The 11894-nt window shown below is 69.8% G+C and carries 11 protein-coding genes; 6 read left to right on the top strand and 5 right to left on the bottom strand.

The window, feature by feature from the left end:
- Positions 1–76: 76 nt before the first annotated feature.
- Together V5F75_RS14865 and V5F75_RS14870 are read right to left on the bottom strand one after the other, a co-directional pair.
- The gene (locus V5F75_RS14865) at positions 77–550 is read right to left on the bottom strand and encodes a phasin (protein ID WP_394037305.1); all 474 of its coding nucleotides are present in this window, start codon (positions 548–550) and stop codon (positions 77–79) included.
- 234 nt (positions 551–784) lie between these two features.
- Complete coding sequence (locus V5F75_RS14870) at positions 785–1324, bottom strand: phasin family protein (RefSeq protein WP_394037307.1); 540 nt, start codon at positions 1322–1324, stop codon at positions 785–787.
- Between the two features lie 199 nt (positions 1325–1523).
- Between V5F75_RS14870 and V5F75_RS14875 the strand changes: the two genes are divergently transcribed.
- The 4 genes from V5F75_RS14875 (at position 1524) to V5F75_RS14890 (ending at position 7145) form a co-directional block, all read left to right on the top strand.
- On the top strand, positions 1524–3929 hold the full coding sequence (locus V5F75_RS14875) for a PAS domain-containing protein (protein WP_394037309.1): 2406 nt from the start codon (positions 1524–1526) through the stop codon (positions 3927–3929).
- A 171-nt stretch (positions 3930–4100) separates the two neighbouring features.
- Positions 4101–4337 carry a (2Fe-2S)-binding protein gene (locus tag V5F75_RS14880; protein WP_394037311.1) on the top strand — a complete coding sequence of 79 codons (237 nt, stop codon included), beginning with the start codon at positions 4101–4103 and terminating at the stop codon, positions 4335–4337.
- A gap of 139 nt (positions 4338–4476) precedes the next feature.
- A complete protein-coding gene (gene bfr, locus V5F75_RS14885) occupies positions 4477–4959 on the top strand; it encodes a bacterioferritin (RefSeq protein ID WP_393988439.1) in 483 nt (160 codons plus the stop codon).
- Positions 4960–5225: 266 nt separating this feature from the next.
- Positions 5226–7145 (top strand): AsmA family protein, encoded by a 1920-nt coding sequence (locus V5F75_RS14890; RefSeq protein ID WP_394037313.1) that lies wholly within the window; start codon positions 5226–5228, stop codon positions 7143–7145.
- A 48-nt stretch (positions 7146–7193) separates the two neighbouring features.
- Here the strand turns inward: V5F75_RS14890 and V5F75_RS14895 are convergent, their stop codons facing one another.
- The 3 genes from V5F75_RS14895 to thrC all read right to left on the bottom strand — a co-directional run bounded on the left by V5F75_RS14895 (position 7194) and on the right by thrC (position 10615).
- The gene (locus tag V5F75_RS14895; protein ID WP_394037315.1) at positions 7194–7814 is read right to left on the bottom strand and encodes a GNAT family N-acetyltransferase; all 621 of its coding nucleotides are present in this window, start codon (positions 7812–7814) and stop codon (positions 7194–7196) included.
- A gap of 100 nt (positions 7815–7914) precedes the next feature.
- Positions 7915–9192, bottom strand: coding sequence for a M16 family metallopeptidase (locus V5F75_RS14900; RefSeq protein ID WP_394037317.1), 1278 nt, complete (start codon positions 9190–9192; stop codon positions 7915–7917).
- Between the two features lie 10 nt (positions 9193–9202).
- The gene (gene thrC, locus V5F75_RS14905) at positions 9203–10615 is read right to left on the bottom strand and encodes a threonine synthase (protein ID WP_394037319.1); all 1413 of its coding nucleotides are present in this window, start codon (positions 10613–10615) and stop codon (positions 9203–9205) included.
- 211 nt (positions 10616–10826) lie between these two features.
- Here thrC and V5F75_RS14910 point away from each other — a divergent pair, with 211 nt between their 5' ends.
- Together V5F75_RS14910 and V5F75_RS14915 are read left to right on the top strand one after the other, a co-directional pair.
- Positions 10827–11294 (top strand): nuclear transport factor 2 family protein, encoded by a 468-nt coding sequence (locus V5F75_RS14910; protein ID WP_394037321.1) that lies wholly within the window; start codon positions 10827–10829, stop codon positions 11292–11294.
- A complete protein-coding gene (locus V5F75_RS14915) occupies positions 11294–11854 on the top strand; it encodes a TetR/AcrR family transcriptional regulator (protein WP_394037323.1) in 561 nt (186 codons plus the stop codon). The genes V5F75_RS14910 and V5F75_RS14915 overlap by 1 nt, the downstream gene beginning before the upstream one ends.
- Positions 11855–11894 lie beyond the last annotated feature (40 nt).

Consider the following 11894-nt stretch of genomic DNA (forward strand, 5'->3'; position numbering starts at 1 on the left):
TGGGGACAGGAGGTCGGCCCCAAAAGAAAAGGGCGCCCGCGGGCGCCCCTTCCATCGTGAAGATCGCGAGGCCGGCTCAGGCGGCCGGGCGGGCGTTCTTCTCCACGGAGTTCTTGATCGGCTCGGAGGATTCCGCGGCTACCTTCTGCGCCAGGGCGCTCAGGTCCTTGGCCTGGGCGGTGGCGGTCTCGAACTGCTTGCGGGCGTGGCTGGTGGAAAGCTCCACGGCCTCGGCCACGCTCTTGCTCTGCAGCAGGGTGTTGAAATAGTCGAAGGTGGAGTTCACGTTCGACTGCATGGCCTCCAGCACCTTGGAGTTATACTCCGCCACGCCCTTGCTGGCGGTGGTATAGGTGCTCTCGAGGGTGGAGTTCACCTGCTCGGCGGAAGCCTTCAGCTTGTCGTAGTTCTCGCGCAGGGTGGCAAGGCCCTTCTCGGCGATGTCGCGCACGGCCGGGGGCACCTCCAGCGGCGGAACGCCGTTGGCCGAAAAAGCCTTTTTCGCAGCTTCGATCTGGTCCTGGTACGCCTTGATGAAGGAGTCGCTCATTTCATCCTCGGGCCGCGCGCGGGGTCGTTTCGCACTGGAAGCAAGCGCCCCGGCCGGCCTTGGCCCCTGGCCCCCTCCCCCGCGCTGACGGAAGACGACCCGGAAAGCGCAAAACCGATCCCGAACTGGAATTGATGGAGCCCTGCCTCGACGGCCTCATACATAGCCGAAGGTGAGGTGCGGCGCAAAACCAATCTTGCGCCGCACAATAAAATAAAAGAAGCGGTAAACGCCTCACGCCTTCTGATTGGGATCGAAGGCCTGCCCGGCCTTCGCCTTGGCCTCGTTGATGACGCTCTCGCCTACGGTCTTGAGGTCCTCGGCCGCGCTCTGCGCACTCTTTGCCGCCGCGGCGGAAAGCTCGCGCACACGCTCGGCCAGCGTCTTCGCCCGCTCGTCGAAGGAGCGCAGGGTGCTTTCCCCAAGGGTCTTGGCGTCGGCACCGAGGGACTTGGCCTGCTCCGCCACCTTCTCCACCTGGGTGGAGAGGAACTCCGCCTGGAGGCTCAGAACCTCCTGCGGGGTCTTGGCGGAAACCAGCTTCTGCAGGAAGTCGAAGCCGGCCTCCACGTTGGATTCCATGAGGCCGATGGCCTTCTGTCGCAGGCCGGTGACGTTGGCGCGCACCTCCTCCAGCCGGCCTTCGCCGTCGCCGACCGCCTCGCGCGTGCTCTTGAAAAGAGTCTCGAATGCCTCACGGGCCTGGGCCACGTTCTTCTCCGCGACCGCACGCACTTCAGGCGGCAATTCGAGATTCGGACCGAACTTCGTCATGGCGCTTTCTCCTCAGACATTGGGGACGGCGCGGACGGCCGCACCTCATGAAGTGTAGTATGCGCCGGGCGTTCTTCGCCAATATGAAAATGGACGCAAAATGCCCGCGATTGCGTCCATGTTAACGGTTGGCCGCCATTCTGGCCGCCACCTGGGATTCACGGGACCGCCCGGCATCGGCGGCCATTGCGGACTGGACATGATGACGGAGACGAAGGCCCGCGCGCTCGACCTCACGGAACCTCGGCTCGCGCCCCTGCGCCGTGATGAGCTGCCGTCCTTCCTCGTCGATGTCTCCACCTCGGCGGTGCTCGCCGTCACGTCGGCCTGCGCGCGGCTCGGCATCGCGGTGGGCCATCGCCTGCCGCCGCGGGTGGCGGAAGAGGCGCGCATGCTGGCGGCGAGCCGGGGACGCGCACCCGCTTTGGTGCGCCTCAGGCTTCCGCGCAGCCTCACGCCCCTGCTGTTTCGTGGCCTCGTGCTCAATATCGCCGACGCTCCGGCGGTCCTGTTCGCGGACCCCGCCGCCCTGGCGGAGGAGCCCCTCGCGCCGCCGCCCCCGGAGCCGAGCGTGCCGGAGCCCCCGGCCAGCGCCGCCGAGCCGCCCCCCTCCGGCGCGCGCTTCAACTTCGAGACCGACGCGGACGATCGGCTGCGCGCGCTTTCCCCGGTTCTCGCCGCCGCCCTGGGCGCGCAGGCGTCCGCCTGGATCGGCGCCAGCTTCCCGGAGCTGGAGGAGGCCGGCCATGTGGCGTCCGCGCGCGCGATCACGCAGGCCCTGGCGCGCGGCACGAGCTTCACGGGGGTGCCCGTCATCGTCCCCGGCGCACCCGGGCTGGAGCTGGAGCTCGGCGGCGTGCCCCTGCTCGATGCCGGGCGCCACCGGGTGGCGACCCGCGGCTTCGGCATCATGCGCCGCTGGGCGCCGGGCGCGGACGCCCAGGCCGAACCCGCGCCGGCACCCGGCGGAACGGTGGCCGCCTTTCCCTCCAATGTGGTGCCCTTCAACGGCCTGACGCCGCGCGAGAGCCGCTATTTCGACGAGATCGCGCGCACCCTGGAAGCCGCCATGCGGACGGATGGCCCGCGCGCACCGGAACCCTCACTCTCCGCTCCCCTCCCGCCCGCGCCGGCGGCGCCGCGGACCGGCGAGAACGACGCCCTGCGCGCCCTGGATGCGCTGCCCCTGGCAACCCTGCTTGAGGACGACGCCCGCCTCGTCCACGCCAACCGCACCTTCTTCCAGTGGACCGGCTGGCCCGATCTGGACGCAGTCCGGGCCGCCGGTGGCGTCCCTGGGGTGCTCCAGAGCAATCCGGATGGCTTCTCCGACCTCCTGACCGCCGCCGGCACCCGGCTGCCGATGGATGCCTCCGAAGCCCCGGCCGATTTCTACGGCCCGGATGCCCGCCTTCGCATTCTGCAGGCGCGCGCCGCCGTTCAGGCTCCCGCAGCGACGGCGCCTGCGCCCGAGGACCCCCGCCGCGCGGCGCTGGACCTGGTGCCCTGGCCGGTGCTCATCCTCGACGGCACCCACCAGATCCTCTTCGCCAACGCCGCCGCCTGCGCGCGCCTCGATTTCAGTGCGGAGGAGCTGGAGGATCAGCCCGTCACCACCATCATCGCCCCCGAGGCGCGGGGCGAAGCCGTGGGCTGGCTCGACGCGGCCGCGCGGGGCGAGGGCGCCCAGCCGCGCGCGCTTCACCTGCGGCCCTTCGACGGCACGCCGTTCCATGCGCTTGCCGGCCTCGCGCCTGTGGGTGAGGGCAGCGACCAATACTGCCTCGTCATCGGGCCCGAACCCTCCGTGACGGAGCCGGTGGAGGCGCCTGCGGCAGATCTGATGACTTCCGAAGCCGTTGCCATCGCGCCTCCCGCCCTGGAGGCCGCGACGGAAGCGGCGATGCCAGAGGAAATGCCCGCGGCGGCACCGGAGCCGGCCACGCCGCCAGCCACGCTTCATCTGGTGGCCCGGCGGCTGGTGGAGAGCCTCGGCCCTTCCTTCGCCGCCGTTTCGGGCTACGCGCCCGATGAGGCGGATGCGCTGCCGGGGCCGGTCCGCGACGCGCTCAATCGTGTTCGCCGGTGCCTGGACGACCTCGGCGCCCTCGCCGAGCCCCTCGCGGAACCGGAGCGGGAGCCGGCGGAGATAGCGCCACTGGTGCGCGCCGCGCTCGACTACGCATTGCCCATGGCCCGCCGCCGCCAGGTGACCGTGCGTACGGACATCGAGGACGTGCCCGCCGTTCTCACGCAGCCCGCCCGCCTGGCCCGCCTCATGCGCCTCATGGTGGAAGATGCGCTGGATGGCGCGCCCTCCGGCACCGCCATTACCGTGTCGCTGGCATGCGGCGAGGCCGAGGACACCCCCGTGGTGCTGCTGGTGGGCGACGCCGGCGCCCCGGTGGACGAGGCCGATGACGCCGCCGCGCGCGATCCGCTCGCGCTCTCGCGCGGGGTCGACCGCTTCAGCCGGGCCGGGCGCCCGCTGCGCCGCGCGCGCCTTGCGGCCGAGGCCGAGGCCATCGGCGCGGGATTCGAGGTGCGGCGCGGCCTTGCGAGGGGCATGACCAGCCAGCTCAGCCTTCCCCGGCAAGCATCCTGATACTTCCCGGCGCTATCCGGGTGCCTCCCGACACCAAATCACGGGGCGCTCCAACCTTAGAGTTCTTCTGAATGTGGGCGCTGCCGTTGACGGCGGCACGATCCTTCTGCCTAAATTGATAGTCAGAAGCGTTTTTGGAAATCTTCCAATCGATTTGATCTGGGCATTACCATGATCGTTTGTTCGTGCAACGTCTTTTCGGATCGTCAGGTGATCGACGCCATTTCCAGCGCGCAGAACATGCGTACCCCCGGCGAGGTCTACCGCTGCCTTGGCTGCGCGCCCCAGTGCGGGCGCTGCGCGCGCACCATCCGCACCCTCATGGATCAGGTGCAGGCGCACAATTGCGGCCAGTGCGCGGAAGACTGCGCGGTCGCCGCGCTCACCGGCCTCGTGGCTGCGGAATAATACGGAGGCGAAAAGTCCTATTTCAGAACCGGCCCTCCCCGGGTACGGTGCCTTCGCAGCGTTGATTTTAGATTAGAATTGATCTAACACCGATTCAAATAAGCGAACAAAATGCCTCTCCAGGCATGAGGAGCACATCATGAAGGGCGATCCGAAGGTCATCGAGTACCTCAACCGAGGGCTGCGTTCGGAGCTTACCGCCATCAATCAGTACTGGCTCCATTATCGCATGCTCGACAACTGGGGCTACAAGGCCCTGGCGAAGAAATGGCGCGCCGAGTCCATCGAGGAGATGGTGCACGCCGACAAGTTCACCGACCGCATCCTGTTCCTCGACGGCTTCCCCAACATGCAGGTGCTCGATCCGCTGCGGATCGGCCAGGACGTGAAGGAAATCCTCGACGCCGACCTCGCGGCCGAACTCGATGCGCGCGCCCTCTACCAGGAGGCGGCGACCTACTGCCACTCCGTGAAGGACTATCCCAGCCGCGACCTCTTCGAGGAGCTGATGGCGGATGAGGAAGGCCACATCGACTTCCTCGAGACCCAGCTCGACCTCGTGGCCAAGCTCGGCCTGCAGCTCTACGCTCAGCATCACATCGGTGAGCTCGACGAGGACTGAGTCGCACGCTCGCATCTCCTGTTCCAGGAAAAGCCCGGCCCCAGCGCCGGGCTTTTTCCGTTCAGGCCCTTGATTCCAAAGGTATGTCGCAGGCCCCTGGCTACCGCCGCGTGCAGCCTTGAAAGCGACACAGAAACCACCGAAGGTGCCGGCGACCTGAAGCGATGTTCGGGAACCGGCATGTGCTCCGGCGTCCTTCCCGCTGCGTCGCCGGCCCGCCGGACGGGCCTCGCCCGTCCCGAAATCCGACCATTCGAGAGTGGCTATTGAGACTGGGCGACAACACCCGCCGCATCATGCTGGCCGCAATGGCCGCCACCGGCCTCGCCGCGGTCGCGGTGCTCGGCGCGGCAGCGCTGCTGCCCCTGCTGGTGCCGGCCGACGAGCTGCGGCGGGCCGCCATCACGGCGGCGGCGGGAACCACCGAGCGGGGCGTCACCATCTCCGGCGATCCCGTGCTGCGTCTGCTGCCCTCGCCTCGGGTGGAGCTGCGCAAGGTCGCCTTCGCCCTGCCGCACGGACAATCCCTCGACGCTGACGCGGTCGTCAGCCGCATCAGCGTCTGGCCGCTCCTGTTCGGCCGCATCGTGGTGTCCGAGGTGACGCTGCTGAGCCCGTCCCTGGTGCTCACCGGCGACCGCCGCGCGCCGCAGCTCGGCATCCTCCCCTTCCTCGCGGCCGCTGACGGCCCGGAATTGCGGGTGGTGGACGGCACCATCGCATGGCGCTCCGACAGCGGGCTCACCCGCGAGCTGGTCAGCGGCATCGTCGGCCGCTTCGGCCGTACCGCCGGCGGCCAGGGCATGAATGTGTCGGTGGTGTTCGACTGGCGCGATTCCGCCGTCGAGGCCAGCCTCGCGGTGGACGACGTGAAAAGCTTCCTGGCCGGCATGCCGACCCCCACGCGCGCCGCCCTCACCTCCAATGCCGCGAGCATGCGCTTTCGCGGCGAGGCCAGCTTCGCCGAAAAGCCAGCGGCCGACGGCACCCTTACCGCCGATGCCGATTCGCTGCGGGCGTGGCTGGAATGGGTGGGCGTAACGCCGCCGACCAGCCGCGGCCTCGGCGCCTTTTCCCTCAACTCCCATGTGGCGCTGGACGGCGGCGCGCTCAACCTCACCGACACCATGCTGGACCTGGACGGCAACCGCGGCGAAGGCGGCCTGCTGGTGAAGCTGGGGGGCGAGCGGCCGGTGATCCAGGGCACGTTCGCCTCCGACAAGATCAGCCTCAATCCCTACGGGCGCATGCGGCTCACCAGCGACAACGGGCGTGAATGGAGCCGCGAGCCGCTGGACCTCTCCGCCCTCGACGCCTTCGACCTGGACCTGCGCCTGTCAGCCGGGCAGGTGACCACCGAGAACACCACCTTCACCACCGTCGCGGCCAGCGCGGTGCTCTCCGGCGGCCGGCTGGTGCTGGCGCTGGGCCAGACCAACGGCTGGAACGGCATGCTGCGGGGCACCGCCACCCTCACCCCCAACTGGAGCGGGCGCGGCACCGACGGCGCCGGCTTCGCGGTACGGCTGGAGGCGGAGTTCGCCGACATCTCCCTGGAGCGGGCGCTTGCCGACATCGCGGGCATCGACACCTTCGAGGGCAGCGGCACCCTGCAGTTCGACCTGCAGGGCGAAGGGCGCAATGCCCAGGATGTGGCCCAGAGCCTCATGGGCACGGTGGCGCTCACCAGCCACGGCGGCGGTCTCGTCGGCTTCGACGTCGCCCAGCTGCTGCGCCGCGTGGAGCGGCGCCCCCTTTCCGCCACCGCCGACGCGCGCGGCGGCCGCACGCCCTTCTCGGAGCTGGCGCTGCAGGCGAGCCTGCGCCATGGCATGGCCACCATCGGCGCCATGTCCATCGACGGCAGGCAGGTGCACCTCGACATGGAAGGCACCGTCGACGTGGCCCAGCGCACGCTCGACCTCTCCGGCGCCGCGGCCCTGAAGGCGGCGGGCAAGGGCGGGGACACGGAGCAGATCTCCCTGCCGTTCCTGGTGCAGGGTCCCTGGGACTCGCCGCGCATCATGGCCGACCCCCTGAGCCTCATCGAGCGCTCGGGCGCGGCGCAGCCGCTGCTGGAGGCGGTCAAGAGCCGCAAGGCGGGCGCGGCCGTTCACTCCATGATCGAAAAGCTGGTGAAGCCGCTGGCGCCACGGCCGGCCGAGGCGGGTGGCTCCGAGAACTGAGCCGGCCCGCGCGGCGGGCATCCGCGCCGCTCTCCCGCCGAAAGCGCCCTATCGGGCCGCCGATGCACGTGGCTTCTGCGCCGGGCGCAGCGCATCCTGCCGCAGGCGGGCGAACATCAGGTGGTCCTCCCACACGCCGTTGATGCAGAGATACTGCCGCGAATAACCCTCGCGCATGAAGCCGCAGCTCTCCAGCAGGTGAATGGAAGGCTGGTTCGCCGGCATGCAGGCCGCCTCCACCCGATGCAGGCGCAGCACCTCGTGCGCCACCGGCAGCAGCGCCATCACGGCGGACTTCATATAGCCCTGGCCGGCATAGGCGGCGCCCATCCAGTAGCCGAGGCTCGCCGCCTGGCACACGCCGCGCCGCACGTTCGAAAGGGTGACGCCGCCGAGCAGTTGATCGTCCGCGCGGCGAAATATCAGCAGCGGATAGGCCTCGTCCGAGAGCATGTCGCGGTTGTAGCGGGCGAGGCGGCGACGGAAGGCGCCGCGGGTGAGGTCGTCCGCCGGCCACACCGGCTCCCAGGGAGAGAGGAAGGCCCGGCTCGCGGCCCGCACGTCCCGCCAGGGCTGAAAATCCCGCATCTGCGGCGCGCGCAGATACACCCTCTCGCCTTCGATGGCCGGCAGGACGTCGGGTGCGAACAGCGTACTCAGCGACCACATGATCGACGCACTCGAAGCCTCGCCAGATTGACCGGACGGCCGGCGCCGGCGAACGCCGCCGCCAAGTCCGTTCCCCCTCAGCGACAGGACGCCACCCCGCCTAGCGGGTGAGGCGCTCCACCGCCCGCGCGGTAGGCTCCAGCCCGGCCTGGGGTCCGAGCGTGGTGAGCGTGGGACGCCCGCGCGCCACCAGAGTTTGCGCCGCCTGCCGCACCGCCGCAACATCCACGGCATCCACCTTGGCGACGATCTCATCCACCGGCACCACGCGGCCGAAGCCGAGGATCTGCCGCGCAAGCTGGTCGGCGCGGGCGCCGGAGCTTTCCAGCGCCGCGAGCAGGCCCACCTTCATCTGCGCCTTGGCGCGCGCCACCTCGGTCTCGGTGACGGTCTCGCCCGCGGCGAGGATCTGGTCGATCACCGCGTCGGAGAGCTCGCCCGCGGCCTCGGTCTCGGTGCCGGCGTAGATGCCGAACAGGCCGGTGTCCGAATAGCTCCAGTGGAAGGCGTAGATGCTGTAGCAGAGCCCGCGCTCCTCCCGCACATCCTGGAACAGGCGCGAGGACATGCCGCCGCCGAGCACGTTGGTGAGCACCTGGAGCGCGTGATAGCCGGGATCGAGATAGGAGCAGCCTTCGAGCCCGATGAGCACCTGCACCTGCTCCAGCTCGCGCGGGGCGAGGCGGAGGCCGCCGGCGTAGGCCGCCTTCGGCAGCTCGGGCTTCGCCGCGCCGCTGATGGAGGCGAGGCGCGCAGATGCTTCCGCCACCACCTGCTCGTGCTCCACCGCGCCGGCGGCGGCCACCACCATGCGGGGCCCGCGATAGGTGCGGCCAAGATAGGCGCCGAGCTGGTCCCGGTTGAAGCCGCGCACGGTCTCCGGCGTGCCGAGGATGGAGCGGCCCACCGACTGGCCGGGGAACGCCTGCTCCTGGAACAGGTCGAACACCAGGTCGTCGGGCGTGTCCATGACCGCGGCGATCTCCTGCACGATCACGCCCTTCTCGCGCGCCAGCTCGTCGGCGGCGAAGGCAGGCTCGGTGATGATGTCGCACAGGATGTCGAGGCCGAGGGGCACGTCCTCGCCCAGCACGCGCACATTGTAGCTGGTCTGCTCCACCGAGGTCGCGGCGTTGATGTCGCCACCCACCTGCTCGATCTCCTCGGCGATGCGCCGCGCCGTGCGGCGGCGCGTGCCCTTGAAGGCCATGTGCTCCAGCAGGTGGGAGATGCCGTGCTCATCCTCGTTCTCGTCGCGGGCGCCGGTGCCCACCCAGATGCCGAGCGAGGCCGTGCCCAGGTGCGGCATGGATTCGGTGACGACGGTGATGCCGTTGTCGAGGGTGGAAACCTTCACGCCGGAAGTGTCTGCGCTCATGTGTTCCGCCTCAGGCTGCCGCGCCGGCGGCGATGCGGGCGCGGCCCCGGATGAAGGCCTCCACGGCGGCAAGGTCGTTGGGCAGCACGGTGACGCTTTCGCGCCGTGTCATCAGGTCCGCCATGTGGGGCGGCAGCGGCGGGCGATGGCCGGTGGCGGCGGCCACCGCATCCGGGAACTTGGCGGCATGGGCGGTGGCGAGCACCACCTGCGGCACCTTGGCCGCGTGCTCCACCTTGTCCGCCACCGTGAGGCCCACGGCGGTGTGCGGGTCCACGAGATAGCCCGCGCCACGATAGAATTTGGCGATGGTGGCAGCGGTTTCCGGCTCGTCGGCGCGGGCGGCCGAGAAATCGGCGGCGATGGCGGCCAGCGCGCCCTGCGGCAGCGTGAAGCTGCCCGATTGCGCGAGCGAGCCCATGAGCTGGCGCACCACGGCCGCGTCCCGGTCCACCGCCTCGAACAGCAGGCGCTCGAAATTGGACGAGACCTGGATGTCCATGGAGGGCGAGGTGGAGGGGGTGACGCCCGTCACCTCGTAGCGGCCGCTGGCGAGGGTGCGCACCAGGATGTCGTTGACGTTGGTGGCGATGGCGAGGTCGCGGATGGGCAGGCCCATCTTCTTCGCCACCCAGCCGGCGAGGATGTCGCCGAAATTGCCGGTGGGCACCACGAACGACACCTCGCGGTGCGGAGCGCCGAGCGCCGTCGCGGCATAGAAGTAATAGACCACCTGGGCCACGATGCGCGCCCAGTTGATGGAGTTCACCCCCGCGAGCGCGAGCTGGTCGCGGAAGGCGTGGTGGTTGAACATGGCCTTCACCAGGCCCTGGCAGTCGTCGAACGTGCCTTCCACCGCGATGGCGTGGACATTGGGCGAGGCCACGGTCGTCATCTGCCGCCGCTGCACCTCCGAGACGCGCCCGTGCGGGAACAGGATGAAGACGTCCACCGCGTCCGAGGCGCGGAACGCCTCGATGGCGGCGCTGCCGGTGTCGCCCGAGGTGGCGCCGACGATGGTGGCGCGGGCACCGCGGGCGGTGAGCACATGGTCCATCAGCCGCGAGAGCAGCTGCATGGCCACGTCCTTGAAGGCGAGTGTGGGCCCGTGGAACAGCTCCAGCACGAAGCGGTTCGGCCCCACCTGCACCAGCGGCGTCACCGCCGGATGGCGGAAGCCGGCATATGCATCGGCGATCATCAGGTCGAGCGCGCGCTCAGGCAGCGCATCGGCCACGAACGGGGCGATGACCGCCTTGGCCACGGCGGGATAGGGCTTGCCGGCGAGGGCGGCGATGGCCTCGTGCGACAGGGTCGGCCAGGTTTCCGGCACATAGAGGCCGCCGTCACGGGCAAGGCCCGCCAGCAGGGCATCGGAGAAGGACAGGGCCGGGGCTTCACCGCGGGTGGAAACGTAACGCAAAAGGTCCTCGCCGGAGTTCTCGCCGCATCGTGCGGATGACGGTCAGGCGACCCAGCCTAAACGCAAGCGGCGTCGCGCGAAAGGCTTCACGGCCCGGCACCGGGCCGCACCCCGCACCGATAGCCGATTCGTGCGTTCGCGGCCGCTTCGGCTTGACGTGGCCGACCGGCTCTGTACCAATAGGTACATTAAAAACTAATCGGTACACATCATGACCTCGCGCCCCCCGCTTCCCCCCTTCACCGAGGAGACCGCCATCCGGAAGGTCCGGATGGCCGAAGACGCCTGGAACACCCGCGACCCGGAGCGCGTCTCCCTCGCCTACACGTCGGACAGCCGCTGGCGGAACCGCTCGGACTTCATCACCGGCCGCCCGGCCATCGTCGCCTTTCTCGACGCCAAGTGGCGGCGCGAGCAGGACTATCGCCTCATCAAGGAGCTGTGGGCCTTCGCAGGCGACCACATCGCCGTGCGCTTCCAATACGAGTGGCGCGACGGGGCCGGCGACTGGTTCCGCTCCTACGGCAACGAGCAATGGGAATTCGACGAGAACGGCTTGATGCGGCGGCGCGAAGCCTCCATCAACGATGTGCCCATCGGCGCCGGGGACCGCAGGTTCCTTTGGCCGGCGGGGCCGCGCCCGGCGGACCATCCGGGCCTCGCCGAACTGGGGATGTGATGGCGCGGATCGTGATGGAGCGGGAGGACGTGCTGCCGGCCCTCGCGGAGGTGTTCCGCGAGCATGGCTTCGAAGGCGCGAGCCTTACCGCCATCACGGCCGCCACCGGCCTCGGCAAGGGCTCGCTCTACCACTTCTTCCCCGGCGGGAAGGAGGAGATGGCGGCATCCGTGCTCCAGGAGATCGACGGCTGGTTCGAGGCCCACGTCTTCTCCCCCCTGCGGGAGGAGGAGGACGCCCCGGCCGCTATCCGCGCCATGCTGGAGCGGGTGGATGCCTATTTCCGCTCCGGCCGGCGCGTGTGCCTCGTGGGGGTGTTCGCCCTCGGCGAGGTGCGGGATCGCTTTTCCCAGCGGGTGCAGGGCTATTTCGCCGCGTGGCGCGATGCGCTGCGCGCCGCCCTGCGCCGCGCGGGCATCGCCGATGCGGAAGCCGCCGAGCGGGCGGAGGATGCCGTGCTCGCCATTCAGGGCGCCCTCACCCTCGCCCGCGCGCTCCATGACCCGGAGGTGTTCACCCGCTCCCTCGCGCGCCTTGAGCGCCGGCTGCTCGCCCCCTGACGCCAAAAGGCCCGTGCGCCTGACGCACGGGCCCTTGCTT

The sequence above is a fragment of the Xanthobacter albus genome (assembly GCF_043194895.2).
Classification (GTDB): domain Bacteria; phylum Pseudomonadota; class Alphaproteobacteria; order Rhizobiales; family Xanthobacteraceae; genus Xanthobacter.